The following is a 20,007-nucleotide window of genomic DNA, read 5'->3' as shown; positions in this document are numbered from 1 at the left end:
ACCTCCCGCACCCGGCTAGCGCACAGGGTCGATGGCGACGGTTTCCTGATACTCCGGCACGCAAACCTGCCAGCCAAGTTCGAGGCTGATGCGCCGTCGCAAGGTGTCGGCGGCGTGCGGCTCGCCATGAATGACGTAGGTCTGGCGAGGCGGCCGGCTAAACCCACGCAACCACTCCATGATCTCGTCGGCATCGGCATGCGCGGAAAGGTTCTCCATGGCATGCACTTGCGCCCTTATCGGCACGTCTTCGCCGTGCAAGCGCACGCTGCGGGCACCGGCGACGATATCGGCACCCCGCGTGCCGCCAGCCTGAAAGCCCGAGAACAGGATGCTGTTGCGTGGGTTGGGGGCCAGCGCCTTGAGGTGATGCAGCACCCGGCCACCGGTGGCCATGCCACTGGCGGCAATGATCACCGCCGGTTCGCGCAGCTGGTCCAGGTGCCTGGACTCATCGACCGTTCGCACGATATGCGTGCCTTGGCACATGGCGGCGCACTCGGCGGCCGACAGCCGATGTTCGCTGCGGTACTGCTGGTAGAGGGCGGTGGCGTCGGTGGCCATCGGGCTGTTCAGGTAGACCGGGATATCCGGGATCAGCCGGTCGCGCTTGAGCGTGTACAGGTAATACATCAGCAGCTGGGCGCGGCCGACGGCAAACGATGGCACCAGGGTGATGCCATGGCGCAGCAGCGTTTCATTGATGACCTTGGCCAGGTACTGCGCGGTCGATTCGTCAGGGTGCTGGCGATCACCGTAAGTCGACTCGATCAACAGCACGTCCGCCGTCCTGACCAGTTCAGGCGCACGCATGATCGGGTCCTGAGGGCGGCCCAGGTCACCTGAGAACAGCACGGTCTGGCCTTCGGCACTGATCTGCACCGTTGCCGCGCCGAGGATATGCCCGGCGGTGCGCATCAACAGCTCCATGCCATCGGCAATCGGCAACGGGTGATGCAGTTCCACAGGCTGCAACAGGGCCAGGGCCCGTTTCGCATCCTGCTCGGTATAGAGCGGGCGCGCTGGCGTGTGCTTGGAGTAGCCGTGGCGGTTGGCATGCTCGGCCTGCTCTTCCTGCAAGCGCGCACTGTCCAACAGCAATATCTCTGCCAGGGCACAGGTCGCCGGGGTGGCATAGATCGGCCCGCTGTAGCCCTCCCGCGCCAGCACCGGGAGATAACCGCTATGGTCAAGGTGGGCGTGGGTCAGCACCACGGCATCGAGGGCGCGCAGGGCCGGTGGCAGCGGCTCCCAGTTGCGCAGGCGCAGTTGTTTGAAGCCCTGGAACAGCCCGCAGTCAACCAGCACCCGCGTGCTGTCGCGGGTCAACAGGAATTTGCTGCCGGTCACGGTGCCTGTACCGCCAAGAAAGGTCAGTTGCATGGCTATGGCTCCCAGGTTTCGGCCACGTCAGGGTGCACTGCGAGGACGCTGCAGGGTGGGTGGCTGACAATTCGTTCGGTGGTATCGCCCAGCAGCTTGTCCAGCCCTTTGGGCTGCACGACGCCCATCACCAGCGCATCGATATCCAGTGCGGCCACCTGTTCGCGGATCACCTGTACCGGGCCGCCTTCCATGAAGTGCCGACGCTCGGGCGCGACGCCCTCGGCGTCGGCCAAGGCGTCGAATGGCTCCTGAAGCGCTTCGCGCATCTCGTCGATCCAGGCCTGGGTCACATTCATGTCCGCGGCGAACACCCCGGCCAGGTTGTAGGCCGACAACAGGTGCAACGGCGCATCACACTGCAGGGCCAGTGCCTGGGCGGCGCGGATGAGCCCACGGTTGAAGTGCTCTTGCACAGCGGGTGTTTCGCTGAACGCGGTATCCACGGCAACCAGAACGCGCCGGGGCAGCGTGACGGACGACTTCGGCACAAACTGCGTGATGCCCTTGAACCCCCGCATCAAGGCGCAGTCCAGCGGCGTACTGAACAGCCGCGCCACGGCCGAGGCGGTTTCGCTGTCCTTGATGACCATGTCGGGCTGCAGTTCACTGATGTAGTCGAGCGCCGTGCTGCGGATGTCGTCTGCATTCAGGGTGTCGACCGTCAGCGTGATGCCACTGCCGCGATGCCGTTCGACCAAGGCGCTCAGCGTGGCCCGATAGTGTTCGTACTGGCGCTTGAGGTCGGCTTCATTGAGCCGTTCCTCACGCAGCAGGTGCTCCTCGCTCGGTTCGAACAGCCCCAGCACATGCACGCTGGCACCACTGACGTGCGCCAGGGCCAAGGCCCTGCGCAGCGCGGCGGAATGCACATCGACCTCGCTGAGCAGCACCAGCAGTTGTCGGTATTGACCCATGATGAACCTCCGGGCTTGCGCCACTGGGGTGTGATGCAGGCGATATTCCGCGCACCGCCTCGATGGCGCTTGATGCAGATCAGAAAACTGCCATCCGCGCTGAACTTGACCATTGTCAGAACCGAACCGCTTGGCCACGTTACAACGGCTGCACCAGGCACTGATCAAGTCACCGGGAGGCAACATGAACGGGCAGCAAACTGAACAGGCGCAAGCCTGTGAGCACTGGGTCGAAACGCTTGACGACGGTTCAGCCGTGCTGATCCGCCCGCTGCGCGAAGAAGACCACGAACGGGACAAGCGCTTCCTGAGCACGATCGCCTACGAGGCCAGGCGCTTTCGCTTCATCGCCGGGCTCAGCGGCGCAATGCCCAGCCTCGACCCGCGGTGGATGCCGGTCGATCAGCATCAGCGCATGGCCTATGTCGCACTGGCCCATGTGGACGGCAAGTTGCAACAGGTCGGTGTCAGCCGCTATGCCGGCATAGCGGGCAGCCTGAGCTGCGAATGCGCGCTGGCGGTCAGTGAGGACTGGCAGCGCAAAGGCCTGGGCAAGCGCCTGTTGCAGCACCTGATCGAGGCGGCTCGGCGCAATGGCTACCAGTGCATGGTCTCCCGGGACCTGGCAAACAACTACGCCATGCACCGGCTGACCAAGGCGCTAGGCTTCAGCTCACGCTACCTGGGCGGCGACGTCAGCGAAATTGTCCATGAACTGGACTTGAGCGCCTGAATGACAAGGCCCTCGCGGGCCTTGTGCATTTACCCCTGGGAATGCTCGAGCGAGATCACCAGCACACTGTTGGACAACCGGTGCAAGACACGCTCCGCGGTACTGCCGATGAACCAGCCGATATCATGGTGGTGATAACTGCCCATCACCAGCACGTCGATGTCATGGCTGTCCATGAACAGTCCCAAGACCTTGGCCGGATCGCCCATGTGCATGTGGCGGTGCTCGCTGGCGATGCCATTGCGCTCGGCCAGCGTCTGGAAGGCCTCGCTCTGGGCTTCATGAAGGGTCTGGGCGAGGTTGGAGTCGAACAGGTACGAATGCTCACGGCTGCCCCCGGCGTCGCGGTACATCGACCCCAGGTCGTAGACGTAGAGCAATTCGATCTGGGCGTTGCACTGCAAGGCCAGTTTCAGCGCTTCGCTGATGATCTGGTCATTGAAGCCTTCATACTGATCCTCGGGCCTGGACAGGTCCACGGCCGCGAGTATCTTGCGGGGCAAGGCGTGGCTGGCGTTGTGCACCAGGTGCAACGGTATGCGCGTGTCGCGCAACAGCTGGATGTCCAGCGACGTGAACATGGCGCGCATCCACCAGGGCTCGTGCTCGAACTCCTTGATCAGCATGGCGACGGGCTGCTCGCGCAAATGCACCAGAATCTCGTTCAGAGGGTGCAGCGCCCAGACCACTTCGGTGGTCACCGTGACGCCATTGCGCCGCATGGGTAGCGCCTGGCTTTCCAGCCATTCACGGTGTTGCCGCACGTAGCCGTCGCGCATCACCGCCAGTGCCTGGTCATTGACCAGGCCCGCCGTGGCCAGCCCCTCCAGGTAATCGAAAGCGACGATGTGCAACGCCATGCCCTTGGCCTTGGCCAACGCCGCAGCGCGGTCATAGACCGGGGTTCGGCGCATCAGGGGCGACGCGATCATCAACAGTCTTTGCGGGTTGTCCATGGCGCACCTCTGCAGTTGGGAAGCGTGTTTCGATCATCTGCCACCGGCGCACGCGCGGCTTGATGTTTGTCAACTCACGCAGCGTGCAGACGAACGGCGATTCGGCCCCTGTGCAAACTTGATGCGGATCAATGATTGATGGCAAATCCGGCGCACGCTGACCCTAGATCAAGAACAATCACGCAGTGCCTCGGGAGACATGCCATGGCGCTCATGAAAGCAGCAGTTTTCGTTGAGAAGAACCGTATCGTGCGCGAGGACAAACTCATCTGCGCCCTCGGTCCGCTGTCGGCAGGGACGCCTTCGTTTTGCACTGTCACGCAGTTGTCTTGCTGATGCAGGCTTTGGAGGCTCCGATGAACGTCTACGTCGAGAAGAACACCGAACACAACCGCTGGTGGGTACGCCTGGATGACTGCCGGGTAAGCTTCACCTCGTCCGCTGAGGCCGAACAATTCGTCGAGCGCTTGCTTGCCCGCCTCAACGCCCCCCACTCGTTCGACAGGTTGGCCAATTGCCCACCCCGTAGCGGGTCGGCCGAACGTCGATGCGCGAAGGAGGCCTGACGATGTCCGGGCAACTGAAGGTCACGCTGCTTGATCATGCCGATATATCGCACGCGGCCAATCCGATTCACCTGAGACCGCTGGCGTCCATGTGCAAGGAGTGCCGCGTCAGCGGCCTGTGCCTGCCCACCGGCCTGCCCCTTCACGACAACAGCTGCCTGGGCGCCCTGATAGGGCCACGCATGCGCATTCGCAAGGGCGCCGCACTGTTCAATGCCAATGACCCACTGACCATGCTCTATGCAGTGCGCTGCGGCAGCTTCAAGACCAGCCTCAACAGCGTCGAAGGCCAAGGCGTGGTGATCAATTTCTGGATGCCGGGTGACGTGCTCGGCCTCGATGCCATTGCCACCGAGCGCCATGTCTGCGACGCCATTGCCCTGGAAGACAGCGAAGTCTGCCCGGTGCCCTACCACCGCCTGCAAACCCTGGCGCGCGACTTTCCCGTGCTGCAGCAAAGCCTGAATCGCTTGATGAGCCGGGAGATCGTACGTGAGCACGAGCGCGTGCTGATGCTCTGCAACCTCACCGCCGAGCAACGCCTGGCCAGCTTCCTGGTGGGGCTGTCCAAACGCTTTGTCAGCCGCGGTTACTCTGCCCATGGCTTCGTGCTGCGCATGTCCCGCGAGGACATGGCCTCGTACCTGGGCCTGCGCCTGGAAACCGTGTGCCGTTCCGTCGCTCGCCTGCGCGCACTGCGTATCGTCGGCCTGCAGGGCAGGCTGGTGGAAATACTCGACATGCCTGCGCTGATGGCGCTCGAACAGGGCGGCGATGAGGGCGTACACAAGGACAACCCGAAGGCCCCCTGCTCGACACCGTGAATACAGGCCATGGGCCATACTGCCCAACCTCGCCAGCATCAGCCAGTTCGCCTTGGTATTGGGTATCGTCGACTAGCGCTTGCTGGCCCTTTCAGTATCCACGATCACCACTGAACAACTTGGTCTGAACTTTGCCCGCCCACGAGGCTTCCCCTGCATACCCCCACGATTTTTTGTGATGCAGGAGCGAGCAGCATGAGAGCACTGACTTACCACGGCGCTAACGATGTCCGGGTCGATACCGTCCCGGACCCCACCATCCTCGACGCGGACGACATCATCCTGAAGGTGACCGCCACCGCCATCTGCGGGTCCGACCTCCACCTCTATCGAGGCAAGATACCGGAAACAGAGCACGGCGATATCTTCGGCCACGAGTTCATGGGCATCGTGGAAGACGTCGGCAAAGACGTGACAAACCTGCAGGTTGGCGACCGCGTCGTGGTCCCGTTTGTAATTGCCTGTGGCAGTTGCTTCTTCTGCCAGCACGATCTGTTTGCTGCCTGTGAAACCACCAACACCGGGCGTGGAGCGATCATCAACAAAAAGGGCATTCCACCCGGCGCAGCTTTGTTCGGTTACAGCCATCTGTATGGCGGCATCCCTGGAGGCCAAGCCGATTATGTCAGGGTGCCCAAAGGCAACGTCGGGCCATTCAAAGTGCCGACGACCCTCGCCGATGACAAAGTGCTGTTCCTGTCCGACATCTTGCCTACTGCCTGGCAAGCAGTCATCAACGCAGAAATCGGCCAGGGGGCATCGGTGGCGATCTACGGCGCGGGACCCGTGGGGCTGTTGAGTGCGGCCTGTGCACGGATGCTGGGCGCCTCCACCCTCTTCATGGTCGATGACAACGACTACCGGCTGGCCTATGCCCAGGATGCTTACGGCGTCATCCCGATCAATTTCGCAAAGGATGACGATCCTGCCGACAGCATCATTCGCCAGACCCCAGGCATGCGTGGCGTGGATGCGGTCATCGATGCGGTCGGATTTGAAGCTAAAGGCAGCACTACTGAGACCGTGATGACGGCCTTGAAGCTGGAAGGCAGCAGCGGCAAGGCCCTGCGTCAGAGCATTGCGGCTGTGCGACGTGGCGGTGTAGTCAGCGTACCCGGGGTCTATGCGGGGTTCATCCACGGTTTCATGTTCGGTGATGCCTTCGACAAAGGCCTGACCTTCAAGATGGGCCAAACCCATGTTCAAAAATACCTTCCCGAGCTACTCGAGCATATCGAAGCAGGACGCCTGCAGCCCGAACTGATAGTCACCCACCGCCTTGCATTAGAGGAGGCAGCCATGGGCTACAAGCTGTTCGATCAGAAAGAGGACAACTGCCGGAAGGTGATCCTTGTTCCAGGGGCGGCATCAGGAACGTTGGGCCCTGACTACGTATAAACCTCACGGGAGCTTGCACCATGATTGATCAATCGACAGGTATGAAGCCGGGTGAACGGTATAGCGTTGAAAATCTTGAACGCGCCCATCAATTCCCTGGCTTCTTTCAGGATGGCAAGTATTACCTGGGCCCGGAACTTTTGACGGCTGTAGGATGGCTGGAAGGTGACCAGTTCATTTACGACAGCCTCGATGCTGAAGGAGAGCCCGTGTTCCCTGATCGGGTGGCCGGCACCATCAGCAACTTGACCTTGAATCTTGTGGACGGCACCTCCCTCCAGCTCTCACCCATTGAAGTCAGTGAGACTTTCACGGCGCCGATAAACGCACCCCTTTCACCCGCCGATGAACCACCGCCGTTGACTGGCTCGCCGATCACAGGCCCGCTGCGCGGCAAAGTGGTTGTGATCACCGGAGCGTCCAGCGGCATAGGCCGCGCCGCAGCCCATGCATTTGCCTGCAAAGGCGCGCGTCTGGTGCTGGCGGCACGGGATGAGCAAGCGCTATTCGAAACGCTGGATGAATGCACAGACTGCGGCACAGATGCTGTAGCCGTGACCACCGACATGACCCAGAGCGATCAGGTACAAGCCTTGGCAGCCCGTGCTGCCGAGTTCGGCCATGGCCGAATAGACATCTGGGTGAACAACGCCGGCGTAGGTGCGCTGGGCAGTTTCGAGGAGACACCGCTCGAAGCCCATGAGCAGGTCATCCAGACCGACTTGGTGGGCTACCTTCGAGGGGCCTACGTGGCGCTGCCCTACTTCAAGAAACAGGGCAGCGGCACGCTGATCAACACCTTGTCCCTGGGAAGCTGGATTGCACAACCCTATGCCGCAGCTTATTCAGCAAGCAAGTTCGGCTTGCGTGGGCTCACTGAAGCACTGAGGGGCGAACTCACTGAGTTCCCCAACATACACGTCTGCGACATCTACCCCGCCGTCATGGACACCCCAGGCTTTCGTGATGGCGGCAACTACACCGGCCATGCACTCAAACCGCCTGGGCCTGTCTACGACCCTGAGCTCGTGGCCCAGGCCATGGTGGCCTGCGCGATCTCACCTCGCGCTAACACCACCGTGGGCGCAAGCGCTCGTCTGGCGCATTTAGCCAGCTATCTGCTGCCCGGTCTGCCTACGCTCTCGGGATGGCTTACACGGTGGGGGTTGAACCGCAGCCCTAGCGCAGAGTGGTCTTCCGGCAATCTGTTCGCACCGCCAAGTGGCCGACGAAGTATCGAGGGCGGTTGGCGAACCCCGAAAAGTAAAGCACCCCTGTTGTTGAGTGCCGCGGTTATCGGCTTTCTTGCCGGCTTCGTCATCACCCATTCACAACGTCGGCGCCGATGAACGTTTCCCAGCCAACCCCAGGACTATAGAGAACGGAGAATTAACGATGAGCATGCAATTGAATGGCAAGCGAGTGGCCTTTCTGGTCACCGATGGCTTTGAACAAGTAGAGCTGACCGGGCCCCGTGAAGCCTTGGAAAAAAACGGCGCTGTGGTCGATATCCTGAGTGACAAAGAAGGAACTGTACGCGGCTGGAATCACGACAAACCCGCCGACGCGTTTGAGGTGGATGCAACGTTCGACAGTGCCCAGCTCGATCTATACGACGCCATTGTGCTGCCTGGCGGCGTACAGAACTCCGACACGATTCGGATGATTGGCGGGGCGCAGAAGCTGGTGAAAAGCCACAACTCGGCAAGCAAGCCGCTGGCGGTGATCTGCCACGGTGCCTGGCTGCTGGTGTCGACGGGCCTGGCACAGGGCAAGCGGATGACCAGCTACAAGACGTTGCAGGACGATATTCGCAACGCTGGCGGTAACTGGGTGGATGAAGAGGTTGTGGTGGATGGCAATCTGATCAGCAGCCGCCAACCGGACGACATCCCGGCCTTCAATGAGCAATTGATCAAGGCGTTGGCCAGCTAAGCGCTGCACCTGCCCCTTTGTCGTGCGTTGTGTGCGTCGATAAAGGGGCCTTGCCCCGCTGAGTCAAGCCAGCTGAAGCATCCCTCAGGTAGAACTGCGCCCTCACTGAAATTCAGTGCCATTCGTAAAGTACTCCGTCCGTCGCTGCGAGCCCCAATTACGTCCAACACTTTGCTTTTCGCTCTTTCAAACGGGTATGTCCGTTCGTCAATGCAGGAGCTATTACCATGAGCGAATATCCCACCCCTCCCTTCCCCTCACAGCCGCAACCGGTTCCCGGTTCGCAGAGCAAGATGGACCCGTATCCGGACAGCGGCGAACAGACCTATGCAGGGCTTGATCGGCTTGCAGGCAAGATCGCGTTGATCACCGGCGCCGACAGCGGTATAGGCCGCGCTGTGGCCATCGCCTATGCGCGCGAAGGCGCAGATGTTGCCATCGCCTACCTCGACGAGCATGAAGATGCTCAAGAAACTGCCCGCTGGGTGGAGGCGGCGGGTCGCAAATGCCTGCTGCTTCCCGGCGACCTGGCGCACAAGCAGCATTGCTATGACATCGTCGACAAGACCGTCGAGCAGTTCGGTCGCATCGATATCCTGGTCAACAACGCTGCGTTCCAGATGGCTCACGAAACCCTTGATGAAATCGACGACGATGAATGGTTGATGACCTTCAACGTCAACATCACCGCCATCTTCCGCATCTGCCAACGGGCTTTGCCATCAATGCCCAAGGGCAGTTCGATCATCAATACCAGCTCGGTGAATTCAGACGATCCTTCGCCCCAGCTGCTGGCCTACGCCACTACCAAAGGCGCCATCGCCAACTTCACGGCCGGCCTGGCCCAGCTACTCGGCAAGCAGGGAATACGGGTGAACTGTGTGGCGCCTGGCCCCATTTGGACACCGTTGATCCCGGCGACCATGCCTGATGAAGCCGTCAAGAACTTCGGCTCCAGCTACCCCATGGGACGCCCCGGCCAGCCGGTCGAAGTCGCGCCGATTTACGTGCTGCTTGCCTCGGATGAAGCCAGCTACATCAGCGGGTCACGCTATGCCGTCACGGGTGGCAAACCCATCCTCTAGCGCAACAAAGGGCTCGTCTCGCGGCGAGCCTGCCGCTCTACCCTCCGGAGAATGTCACTGGCCGGACACTTCCCGGCCCGTGCGCTGATCAACTGCATTGAACCTCGCCGCTTGTGGCCCACTCCATCGAAGGCAACCGTGATTTTTCCCAGCCCCTGAAGAGGTGTCCCATGAACGCAATCGAACTGCTGATCCAGGACCATCAACTGGTGAAGAAACTGCTTGAGGAACTGTCCTCGACCACCGAGCGTGCCGTGAAGAAGCGGGCCGAATTGCTTGAACGCATCAAGCAGGAGGTAAGCATCCATACGGCTTTGGAAGAACAGATCCTGTACCCGGCGATCAAGCAGGCCGGCGGCAAGGAAGAAGCAAAGATGTACTACGAGGCCAAGGAGGAACACCGTACGGTCGACTCGCTGGTGCTCCCCGACCTGCTGGCGACCGAGGCCGGTACCGTGGAATTCGCCGGCCGGGTCAAGGTGATGAAAGAGTTGCTGGAGCACCATATCGAGGAGGAGGAAAGCGAGTTGTTCCCCACCGCTCGCAAACTGCTGGGCAAACAGGCACTGGAAGACATGGGTCAAGCCATGCAAGCCCAGAAGAAACTGCTCAAGGGCGAACAACGCGCCGCCTGACCCTCCCCAGCGCGCCTGCCCGGGCGCGCTGGCCCAGGCTTACCGGGTAGGCAGCTCAGCGCTCAAGGGCCTGCCATTTCGACACCCGCCGACTCGTCATTACTTGCGACACGCCGGGCATGCTCGACACCCCATACCATCGCCCGGCTCATGGTTTCACCGGGGCGTTGGCGATAGAACCGTTCATACAATACCGATCCGTCTGCGCGATAGACGCCGATGAACAACTGGGTGGCGCCCGTGCGTGACAAGCGAGACTGCACCTCAAGGCAGGCCCCGTTGTCGAGCGCCTCCTCATGGGTTTGGTGGTGCAAGATCGGGTCGCACCACTGTCGATAGGTTTCGCCTCGTCTTTTCATCGGCCTGCCCTCTGCAAGGTTGTCAGCGGTAGATCACCTTCCATGCGCCAACAATCCAAATCAAATGACAGTGTCGGACAGCCGGCCAAGGGTTCCGGTGCAGCACCCTCCATAACTACAAGCGCCTGCAGGATCGGCGCATCGCTTTCGAGTTAGGCCCACCCTGCGACGCGCCCACCTGCGCGGTTTCGGCGCAATATGAAAGCCCGTCTCAATTCAGCCGCGAGTATGGCGCCAGTTCGGCACCCCGGCCAAACGCGACATCGCCGATTTGCGCCGTGGCGCCAGCATTGATTGAGCGCCTCAATTAACGGGTAAATCGAGGTCGCCGCGCAGTGCGTCCAGAACCACCTTGAAAGCAGCGGTTTGCTGCCGCCGCGTCGGGTAATAAAGATGATAGCCAGGGAAACGCTCCGACCACTGCCCCAACACCTCCACAAGCGCCCCGCTACGCAGGTACGCCTGCGCATGGACATCGGTCACCTGGGCCAGCCCAGCCCCGGCCAGGCAGGCATCGAGTATCTGCAGTGAGCTGTTCATGATCAGTGGCCCTTGCACGCGGACACGGAACTCGTTGCCATCGTGGGTGAACTCCCAGGGGTATAGGCCTCCGTGCGTAGGCAAGCGCAAATTGATGCAGCGGTGGCTCATCAATGCTTCAGGCCGCTGGGGGATGCCGTATCGCTTCAGGTAGGCGGGTGACGCGACGGTGACCATGCGCATGGGTGGGCCGATGGGTACCGCCACCATGTCGGCATCGATGATGCCGCCCAGTCGCACGCCCGCATCGAATCGCTCGGCAACGATGTCTGTCAGGCCGTAGTCGGTCATCAACTCGATCGTGATGTCAGGGTAGGACTCGATGACCGGCTGCAGCTTTGGCCAAAGCACATGACGGGCGGCGAATTCGTCAGCGGTGATGCGCACCGTGCCTGACGGGCGTTGCCCGAATTCCGTCAGCGCACCCAGGTGCCCTTCGATCTGATCCAGCAGGGGCGCGATCTCTTGCAGCAGGCGCTCCCCCGCTTCAGTGCGGGTGACGCTGCGGGTGGTACGCGTCAGTAGTCGCACCCCTAGGCGCTCCTCCAGTCCGCGAATTGTCTGGCTGACAGCCGATGGGGATACCCCCAGGCAGGCCGCCGCCCGGGTGAAATTACGCTCCCTGGCCACCGCCACGAAAACCACCAGATCGCTCAAGTTGTCTGCTTTCATTATTAAGCCCAGCTTCAAACCGCTTTCTGTATTTTGCCGATACTCGAATTAAAACGCGGTCGGTACAGTTCTCTCAACACGTATTTTGAGGGGCTGCCAACACCATGACTGACAACAATCTTCACGACGCCGATATGCAGGTTCACCGCGCGGGTTCAGCCAAAGCGATCCAGGGGCTCGCTGACTGGTTCACGGGACGCGTGCGAATCGACCGTGTATTCATGGCCCCGGCCCCAGCCCGGATTGGCATTGCGGTGGTCAACTTCGAGCCGGGTGCCCGAACCCACTGGCACACCCATCCTCTGGGCCAGGCCTTGCTGGTCACCGATGGCGTGGGTTGGACGCAATGCGAGGATGGGCCAAAGACCGAGATCCGCGCGGGCGATCTGATCTGGTGCAACTGTGGCCGACGTCACTGGCACGGCGCGACCGACACCACGGCCATGCAGCACGTTGCGATCAATGAGTTGCTGGAGGGCAAGGCCGTGGACTGGCTGGAGCCCGTCACTGACGATGTGTTCCTTGGCATACCCACCAAAAGAGACTGAGAAAAATGACCTCAACCACTTTGCTTCAATCGAGTTCGACTTCCCTCAGCGAACAACAGCAAGCAGTTGTCATCCTGGCCGCGCTCGCCGCCGCTGGCGACATGCCGCGCTTGTACACTGCTCTGGACCAGGCCCTTGAAACAGGTCTGACCATCAGCGAACTGCGCGAAGTGCTCGTGCAGCTCTACGCCTACGCCGGCTTCCCTCGCTCTCTCAATGCGCTGTCTGAGCTGATGCGGGTACTCGAATCACGCAAGCAGCGCGGAATCACTGACGCTCCAGGCCACGAGCCCAGTCGTCCGATCCCTCAAGGCGATGCCTTGCTGGCTGCTGGTACAGCCAATCAGACGAAACTTTCGGGATCACCGGTTGAAGGCCCCTTGTTCGACTTCGCCCCGATTGCCAATCAGTACCTGCGTGCTCACTTGTTTGGCGACATCTTCGAGCGAGACAACCTGGATTGGCAAACGCGAGAACTGGCTACCGTGGGCATGCTGTGCGCGCTGGTGGGTGTGGAGCCGCAGCTCCAGGCACACATGCGCATTAGCATGAACACCGGGATCACGCGAGGGCAGCTTGACCAGCTGTGCCAGACTCTGAAGGCGGGCGTCGACGATCAGACGGGCCAGCGAGCGGCGAGCGCTTTGCAGAAGCATTTGGCAAGTACGGCAAAAGCCTCTGGCTAGCCAGCGGATCAACCCCTTGTCATCACTCCACCAGCCTGGCGTCCCTTCGCACCGCTTGCGGGGGTACGCCATAGCCGCGAATGAAGACCTCGCGCATATGCCGCCGATCCCTGAACCCCGCTTCCTTCGCCACCACGTCCAGGCTGTGCCGGCTCTGCTCGACCATCAGCCTGGCAGCTTCAAGCCGCAAGCTTTCCACGGCCTTGGCAGGTGACTGTCCGGTCTCGGCAGTGAATACGCGAGTGAATTGCCGGGGGCTCAAATGCACAGCTTCAGCCAGCTCCTCGACACTCAACGGACGACTCAGGTGCTTGCGCGCGTAATCCAGGGCGCTCTGAATCCGGTCCGACTTCGGCGAAAGGGCCAACAGCTCGGAATGTTGCGATTGCCCGCCGGAACGACGTTGGTGCATCACCAGCTTTCGCGCCACTGACCTGGCCATCTCGGTACCCAGATCTTTTTCCACCATGCCAAGCGCCATATCCAGGGCTGCGGTCATGCCCGCGGAGGTCCAGATCTGCCCATCGACAATGAAGATCCGATCATCTTCCACTTCAATGGCCGGATGCAGTTCACGCAGCTTTTTCGCATAGGCCCAGTGCGTCGTGGCTCGCCGGTTATCCAGGACCCCCGCCTGGGCCAGGATGAAACAGCCGGTACACAGGCCTGCGGTACGTCGAGCGCCGTCGACAAAGCCTCGGACGCTGGCCAGCACCTTCTCACTTGGCGGCGTCAGCGGGGTCAAAGTCCCCGTGACCATCCAGGTGTCGGCCAGACCAGGAGCGCCCAACGGCAGCGTGTCCATGTACATCCCCAGAGAAGAGCGCACTGTGCCACCCTCGATGGAGAAGTTCTGGATCTTGTAGACCGCTTCGCCGGCGACGATGTTCGCGAACTCGAATATGGCCTGCGTCGCCAGCGACATGATCTGGAAACCTTCGGTGATGAGGTAGCCGACCCGGTGCATGGTTGGAGCTCCTTGTTCAATGTCCTAAAAACGTATCATATGCGTCGTTTAAGACGAAAGCGACGTTCTGCATCATGGCTTCACACCCCAACCACGGAGCATGATCATGACCCAGCCATTCAAAGGCACGGCTCTCATCACCGGCGCCTCCACCGGCATCGGTTCCATCTACGCGGAACGTTTGGCACGTCGAGGTTACGACTTGGTGCTGGTCGCGCGAAATCGCGAACGCCTCAACACGCTGGCCAGCCGGCTCACCACGCAAACCCAACAGAACGTGGAGGTGTTCCCGGCCGATCTGGCCAACGCAGAAGACCTGGCCAAAGTAGAACGCAAGCTACGTGAGGACGCCAGCATCAGCCTGCTGGTAAACAACGCGGGCATTGGCACTCACACCACGCTGCTGGAAAGCGACGTCGAGCGCATGGCCGAAATGATCGCCCTCAACGTCACCGCCCTCACCCGCCTCACTTATGCGGCCGTTCCAGGGTTTGTGGCTCGCAAGCAAGGCGCCGTCATCAACATCTCGTCCATCGTCAGCCTGGCGCCGGAGCTGCTCAATGGCGTGTACGGCGGCAGCAAGGCCTATGTCACCGCCTTTACCCAGTCCCTGCACAAGGAGCTTGCGGATACAGGCATCAAGATCCAGGCGGTGCTGCCAGGGGCCACTGCCACCGATCTCTGGCAGATCGGCGGCTTGCCGCTCGAGAACCTGGACCCCGCCATCGTCATGTCGGCCCAGGACCTGGTGGACGGTGCCTTGCAGGACTTCGACGACGATGTAGCGATCTCCATCCCCTCGATGCACGACCTGCAGTCGTTCGAACGCTATGAAGCCAGCCGCAAGGCCCTGTTCGGTCAGCTGTCCAGCAACCAGCTTGCTCCCCGCTACAACGCCAGGTGATCCCCGTTCGCTGGGTGGAGCTAGCCAGCCCGGTCATGGCTGCTTCACCCAATTTTCATCGCAGCAGATAAAGTCTTACTCCATTCAGGCTGTATCTTGAATGAACCGAAACAAATAGCCTGCACCCACTTTTGAATTCACTGGAGGTAGCGCCAATGAAAGCCGTCGTTTATACCCAGCCCGGTTTGCCTATCGATGACCCGCAATCGCTCTATGACGCGGAACTGCCCGCGCCCAAACCGGGTGCCCGGGACCTTCTGGTGGAGGTCAAGGCTATTGCTGTAAACCCTGTCGATACGAAAATCCGCGCAAGCCGTGGAGGTGAGCAGCCGCAGGTTCTCGGCTGGGATGCTGTCGGTGTCGTCCGCGAAACAGGCGCTGAGGTGACGTTGTTCCAACCGGGCGATGAGGTGTTCTACGCTGGCGCGATTGATCGCCCCGGCAGCTACAGTGAGCTTCATGTAGTCGATGAGCGCATCGTTGGGCACAAGCCCCGCAGCCTGGATAACGCAAGCGCTGCGGCCTTGCCGCTTACCGCCATCACCGCCTGGGAGTTGCTGTTCGACCGCCTGGGCATTGAAGAGCATGCCGGCAAGGGTCAACGTCTTCTGGTTATCGGCGCTGGCGGTGGTGTCGGTTCAATCCTGGTTCAGCTTGCCAGCAAGCTCACGCAACTGACCGTCATCGGCACCGCCTCACGGCCTGAAACCCAAGGCTGGGTGAAGGAACTGGGCGCCCATCACGTCATCGACCACACCCAGTCGATCCCTCTTCAGCTGGAAGCGCTCAAGCTCAATCCGGTCGACTATGTGATCAGCCTGACGCACACCGATAGCTACCTTACCCAGCTGGTTGAAGTGCTTCGTCCACAAGGCAAGCTCGCACTGATCGACGACCCCGCGCAGCTCGATGTCATGCCGCTCAAGCGCAAGTCGCTTTCGTTGCACTGGGAACTCATGTTCACGCGTTCGCTGTACAAGACCGAGGACATGATCAAGCAACACCAGCTGCTCGAGCGTGTTTCGCAGCTGATCGATGCGGGTGTTCTGAAGACCACCCTTGGTGAGCACTTCGGTGCGATCAACGCCGAAAACCTCAAGCGCGCCCATTCGGTCATTGAAAGCGGTAAAGCGCGGGGGAAGATCGTTCTGGAAAATTTCTGATCGGGGTTTCAGACATGATGGACGCGCGGTCATCCGGTAGGTAGCCGCGCGTCGCTGCGCCTACAAGTAACTGGGTAAGCGTAGCGCGCTGACAAAGCAAAGCGCAAAAATGAAAGGCCCAAGCCCAGGTGCGCGCCAGAGCCGAGCATCCGTTGCGATCTGGCAAATCGCGTACGCTTGGTATGTCCACCACGTGCGGCTCATGACCCTGGGCGCTGGCGATCGCATCGTTGCCACCGTCAATTACCCGACAAACCTGCCCTGGATGTTCAAAATCCTGCCTCAGCTGAATTGGGCGATCGCCTCAGCTCTACCGGTATTTATAGATTATGGCCTGCGCGAGGAGGATACCTGATCCTTCGGGGACAACCACCAAGAAGCTGAGAATGTCCAACAACATTATTCAGGGTGCAAAGTCATTACCAATGCCATAAGCGCTTCCGCCAACCAACAGCATGTCCGCGCGATACACACCAATTAGACGGTAGCTACCTTCATGGATTCTCGGACTACCAGTCCCTTATTTTGGACATCATGCAAGTATTCAGAAGCGCAGCACACAATCAAACTCTGACGATTTATTCCTACGCATTTCAGCGAATTTTCCTACAATTCAACCGCCGCCATTATATACGTCAATGGCATTTTCACAGAGCCAACAAATACTGAGACTTACCGCACCCCGCAGCCACGCACCAAAGCGCCGAGACCGCAGCCCATGCGCCTTGGATTAGATAATTCAACAATAATCACCCTCCGCATTACTATTCAAAGCCCTCCGCAATTTCTGGAAAGAAGCGCTTGACAACAAAGTTAGGCCTTGGCCATATTTGATCTTACTGACCAACCACTCAACTCTCTAGACAGCGACCGGCATTTTGAAAATGCAGGTCAGTTTCTTCACAATAAATTCTTACAAATCATCCTAAACGCCTGCTCCGGCAGCAGGTGTAATTCAGTAGGCCAAGCCATATCCAACAATAACGCATAAGCCGAGAGGTTGATTGCCACTCGGCGCTAGTAACTTCAAGGAGCGCCTATGCGACAGCAGTATGATCCAGCCTGGGTTGAAAGCACGGTTCAGGCCAAGTGGCTTCGCGATGAGGTCTTCAAGGCTGTCGAAGACGAAAGTCGGCCGAAATTCTATGCCTGTTCCATGTTGCCCTACCCGTCCGGGAAGTTGCACATGGGCCATGTGCGCAACTACACGATCAATGACATGTTAGCCCGCCACTTGCGAATGAAGGGCTATAACGTCCTGATGCCGATGGGGTGGGACGCATTCGGCCTGCCGGCGGAAAACGCCGCCATGCAGTCGGGCGTGTCTCCAGCCGAATGGACTCGGATGAACATCGCCGACATGAAAGCGCAGATGCAACCCCTCGGCCTCGCGTTCGACTGGTCACGGGAAATCGCCACCTGCGATCCGCAATACTACAAGTGGAACCAGTGGTTCTTCCTGAAGCTGCTGGAAAAGGGCGTGGCCTACAAGAAAACCCAAATCGTCAACTGGGACCCTATCGACCAGACCGTGCTGGCAAATGAGCAAGTTGTGGATGGACGGGGTTGGCGATCCGGTGCGCTGGTGGAAAAGCGTGAGATTCCCGGCTACTACCTGCGCATCACCCAGTATGGCGAAGAGCTGCTGTCGGCCCTCGATACCCTGGAAGGCTGGCCAGACATGGTTCGCAGTATGCAGCGCAACTGGATTGGCAAAGCCAGTGGCGTACGCCTGGGCTTCCCCCACGCGATTGAAGACGCCAGCGGGCAGTTGATCGACACGGGCAAGCTGTGGGTATTCACCACGCGCGTCGATACGCTGATGGGCGTGACGTTCTGCGCAGTTTCCCCTGATCACCCCCTGGCCAAGCGAGCCATCGAACTCGAGCCTGGGCTCGAACCACAGGTGCAGGCGTGCCGGCAGTCGGCACAGGCCAGCCCTGCCGCCGGCGCACAGGCCAAGCTCGGCATCCCGAGCGGCCTGCAAGTCGAGCACCCATTGACCGGTGAACCGATCGCCGTCTGGATCACCAATTATGTGCTCGGTGAGTACGGCGAAGGCGCCTTGATGGGGGTGCCGGCTCACGATGAGCGTGACTTCGACTTTGCCCGCCAATACGGCCTGCACGTGCACCCCGTCATTGCTTTCGAAGAGGCCGCCTACGACCCTGCCGCATGGTCGGATCGCTACGCCAGTCGGGAAGGTCGCCTGATCAATTCTGGCACCTACGATGGCCTCACGGTGGACCAGGCGTCCGTGGCGATCGCCGATGCCCTGGCCGAGCGCGGATGCGGCGAACAAGCCACGACCTGGCGCTTGCGTGACTGGGGCATCTCCCGCCAGCGCTACTGGGGAACACCGATTCCAATCATCCATTGCAAACGCTGTGGCGACGTGCCGGTGCCTTATGAGGACCTGCCGGTGGTATTGCCGACCGACTGCATTCCCGATGGCAGTGGCAATCCGCTGCAGCAGCATGATGCGTTCCGCCACGTCGCATGCCCGCGTTGTGCCGCACCCGCGCTTCGGGAAGCGGACACCATGGATACCTTCGTCGATTCAAGCTGGTACTTCATTCGCTATTGCGACCCGCAATGCCACACCTCGATGGTCGGGCCTGGCAATCGCTACTGGATGCCCATCGACCAGTACATCGGCGGCATAGAGCATGCGGTGCTGCACTTGCTCTATGCCAGGTTCTGGACCAGGGCGATGCGCGATGAAGGGTTCGTGGACTTCAGTGAACCGTTCAAGAACCTCTTCACCCAGGGCATGCTGCTGCGGGAAAGTTACTACCGCAAGGCCGGAGACGGCAGCCGACGCTGGTTCTACCCCTCCGAGGTAGCGGTTCATTACGATGAGAAAGGCCGCCCGGTCAGCGCCACAGCGATTGAGGATGGCTTGCCCGTGAGCCTGGGCGGCGTGGAGAAGATGTCCAAGTCGAAGAACAACGTGGTCGAGCCCAAGGACATTATCAACCGATTCGGCGCGGACACCGCCCGCCTGTTCACCATCTTCGCAGGGCCTCCGGACCAGAGCACGAACTGGAGCGACAGCGGTGTCGAAGGGGCTTATCGCTTCCTGCGCCGTCTCTGGAACTATGCCGTTGATGAGCAAGCTCGCTGGAAGGAAGGTGACGACCTGGAGACGGATGCCGCACAAGCCAGCCGTGTGCGTTTCGAGACCCATGGCTTGCTGCAGCAGATCAATAACGATTATGAGCGCCTGCAGTACAACACGGTCGTCTCGGGCGCGATGAAGATGCTCAAGGTACTCGAAGGCGCCCGTAGCGCTGGCCGCCAGGTCTGCCAGGAAACCATGTCCATTCTCCTTCAGGTGCTGCATCCGGTGACGCCGCACATTACCCAGGTACTCTGGGAAGAGCTGACGTTCCCTGGCACGATTTATGACAGTGCCTGGCCGACCCCGGACAACGAAGCGCTGAAACAGGATGAAGTGAGGATGATGGTGCAGGTCAATGGCAAGCTGCGTGGGGAAATTCTCGTCCAGGCCGATGCCGATCATGACACGATCCGTGCCCAGGCACTCTGCGATGCGGTATTGAGCAAGCATCTGGAAGGTGCTGGGAGAATGATCGTGGTACCTAACCGATTGGTGAACTTCATCGTCTGACCTTGGGGCTGCCCCTGAAAAACAGAAAGCCGGCATTAATTGACAATGGCGGCTTTCTCGTTCAGTGATCATCCTGCGTTGTGGACAATGAAGTCATCAGCT

At 60.3% G+C, this 20,007-nt stretch carries 20 protein-coding genes; 14 read left to right on the top strand and 6 right to left on the bottom strand.

Features of this window, described 5'->3' with window-relative positions; genetic code table 11:
- Positions 1–15: 15 nt before the first annotated feature.
- Positions 16–1,383: an MBL fold metallo-hydrolase RNA specificity domain-containing protein gene (locus tag F6X59_RS22675; RefSeq protein WP_152958223.1), complete on the bottom strand. Its 1,368-nt coding sequence runs from the start codon at positions 1,381–1,383 to the stop codon at positions 16–18.
- A gap of 2 nt (positions 1,384–1,385) precedes the next feature.
- On the bottom strand, positions 1,386–2,300 hold the full coding sequence (locus F6X59_RS22670) for a universal stress protein (protein ID WP_152958222.1): 915 nt from the start codon (positions 2,298–2,300) through the stop codon (positions 1,386–1,388).
- A 184-nt stretch (positions 2,301–2,484) separates the two neighbouring features.
- Here F6X59_RS22670 and F6X59_RS22665 point away from each other — a divergent pair, with 184 nt between their 5' ends.
- A complete protein-coding gene (locus tag F6X59_RS22665; RefSeq protein WP_114942180.1) occupies positions 2,485–3,033 on the top strand; it encodes a GNAT family N-acetyltransferase in 549 nt (182 codons plus the stop codon).
- A 29-nt stretch (positions 3,034–3,062) separates the two neighbouring features.
- Here the strand turns inward: F6X59_RS22665 and F6X59_RS22660 are convergent, their stop codons facing one another.
- On the bottom strand, positions 3,063–3,989 hold the full coding sequence (locus F6X59_RS22660; protein WP_152958221.1) for a universal stress protein: 927 nt from the start codon (positions 3,987–3,989) through the stop codon (positions 3,063–3,065).
- Between the two features lie 356 nt (positions 3,990–4,345).
- Here F6X59_RS22660 and F6X59_RS22655 point away from each other — a divergent pair, with 356 nt between their 5' ends.
- From F6X59_RS22655 to F6X59_RS22625, 7 genes are all read left to right on the top strand, one after another.
- Complete coding sequence (locus F6X59_RS22655) at positions 4,346–4,555, top strand: hypothetical protein (RefSeq protein ID WP_152958220.1); 210 nt, start codon at positions 4,346–4,348, stop codon at positions 4,553–4,555.
- Positions 4,556–4,557: 2 nt separating this feature from the next.
- Entirely contained in the window at positions 4,558–5,379 is an 822-nt protein-coding gene (locus F6X59_RS22650) for a helix-turn-helix domain-containing protein (protein WP_152958219.1), read from the top strand.
- A 195-nt stretch (positions 5,380–5,574) separates the two neighbouring features.
- On the top strand, positions 5,575–6,777 hold the full coding sequence (locus F6X59_RS22645; RefSeq protein WP_152958218.1) for a zinc-dependent alcohol dehydrogenase: 1,203 nt from the start codon (positions 5,575–5,577) through the stop codon (positions 6,775–6,777).
- A 20-nt stretch (positions 6,778–6,797) separates the two neighbouring features.
- Positions 6,798–8,126, top strand: a complete 1,329-nt coding sequence (locus tag F6X59_RS22640; protein ID WP_152958217.1) for an SDR family oxidoreductase — start codon at positions 6,798–6,800, stop codon at positions 8,124–8,126.
- 46 nt (positions 8,127–8,172) lie between these two features.
- Positions 8,173–8,712 (top strand): type 1 glutamine amidotransferase domain-containing protein, encoded by a 540-nt coding sequence (locus F6X59_RS22635; protein ID WP_152958216.1) that lies wholly within the window; start codon positions 8,173–8,175, stop codon positions 8,710–8,712.
- A 227-nt stretch (positions 8,713–8,939) separates the two neighbouring features.
- Entirely contained in the window at positions 8,940–9,797 is an 858-nt protein-coding gene (locus F6X59_RS22630; protein ID WP_152958215.1) for a glucose 1-dehydrogenase, read from the top strand.
- Positions 9,798–9,967: 170 nt separating this feature from the next.
- The gene (locus F6X59_RS22625) at positions 9,968–10,432 is read left to right on the top strand and encodes a hemerythrin domain-containing protein (RefSeq protein ID WP_152958214.1); all 465 of its coding nucleotides are present in this window, start codon (positions 9,968–9,970) and stop codon (positions 10,430–10,432) included.
- A 62-nt stretch (positions 10,433–10,494) separates the two neighbouring features.
- On the opposite strand, the gene F6X59_RS22620 is transcribed toward F6X59_RS22625, so the two are convergent.
- Together F6X59_RS22620 and F6X59_RS22615 are read right to left on the bottom strand one after the other, a co-directional pair.
- Entirely contained in the window at positions 10,495–10,791 is a 297-nt protein-coding gene (locus tag F6X59_RS22620) for a hypothetical protein (protein ID WP_152958213.1), read from the bottom strand.
- A gap of 303 nt (positions 10,792–11,094) precedes the next feature.
- Positions 11,095–12,003 carry a LysR family transcriptional regulator gene (locus F6X59_RS22615; RefSeq protein ID WP_152958212.1) on the bottom strand — a complete coding sequence of 303 codons (909 nt, stop codon included), beginning with the start codon at positions 12,001–12,003 and terminating at the stop codon, positions 11,095–11,097.
- Positions 12,004–12,107: 104 nt separating this feature from the next.
- On the opposite strand from F6X59_RS22615, the gene F6X59_RS22610 reads away from it, so the two are divergent.
- Together F6X59_RS22610 and F6X59_RS22605 are read left to right on the top strand one after the other, a co-directional pair.
- Positions 12,108–12,551 (top strand): cupin domain-containing protein, encoded by a 444-nt coding sequence (locus F6X59_RS22610; protein WP_152958211.1) that lies wholly within the window; start codon positions 12,108–12,110, stop codon positions 12,549–12,551.
- A 5-nt stretch (positions 12,552–12,556) separates the two neighbouring features.
- A complete protein-coding gene (locus F6X59_RS22605; protein WP_152958210.1) occupies positions 12,557–13,237 on the top strand; it encodes a carboxymuconolactone decarboxylase family protein in 681 nt (226 codons plus the stop codon).
- Positions 13,238–13,259: 22 nt separating this feature from the next.
- On the opposite strand, the gene F6X59_RS22600 is transcribed toward F6X59_RS22605, so the two are convergent.
- Positions 13,260–14,204, bottom strand: a complete 945-nt coding sequence (locus tag F6X59_RS22600) for a GlxA family transcriptional regulator (protein ID WP_152958209.1) — start codon at positions 14,202–14,204, stop codon at positions 13,260–13,262.
- A 106-nt stretch (positions 14,205–14,310) separates the two neighbouring features.
- Between F6X59_RS22600 and F6X59_RS22595 the strand changes: the two genes are divergently transcribed.
- From F6X59_RS22595 to leuS, 4 genes are all read left to right on the top strand, one after another.
- A complete protein-coding gene (locus F6X59_RS22595; RefSeq protein ID WP_152958208.1) occupies positions 14,311–15,108 on the top strand; it encodes an SDR family oxidoreductase in 798 nt (265 codons plus the stop codon).
- Between the two features lie 155 nt (positions 15,109–15,263).
- A complete protein-coding gene (locus tag F6X59_RS22590; protein ID WP_152958207.1) occupies positions 15,264–16,271 on the top strand; it encodes a zinc-binding alcohol dehydrogenase family protein in 1,008 nt (335 codons plus the stop codon).
- A 202-nt stretch (positions 16,272–16,473) separates the two neighbouring features.
- Positions 16,474–16,626: a hypothetical protein gene (locus tag F6X59_RS22585; RefSeq protein ID WP_152958206.1), complete on the top strand. Its 153-nt coding sequence runs from the start codon at positions 16,474–16,476 to the stop codon at positions 16,624–16,626.
- Positions 16,627–17,310: 684 nt separating this feature from the next.
- The gene (leuS, locus tag F6X59_RS22580; protein WP_152958205.1) at positions 17,311–19,905 is read left to right on the top strand and encodes a leucine--tRNA ligase; all 2,595 of its coding nucleotides are present in this window, start codon (positions 17,311–17,313) and stop codon (positions 19,903–19,905) included.
- Positions 19,906–20,007: the final 102 nt, after the last annotated feature.

The sequence above is a fragment of the Pseudomonas sp. MN1F genome (assembly GCF_009391885.1).
Classification (GTDB): domain Bacteria; phylum Pseudomonadota; class Gammaproteobacteria; order Pseudomonadales; family Pseudomonadaceae; genus Aquipseudomonas.
The sequence above is the reverse complement of the archived record's forward strand: the minus strand, read 5'-3'. Positions and strand labels throughout refer to the sequence as shown.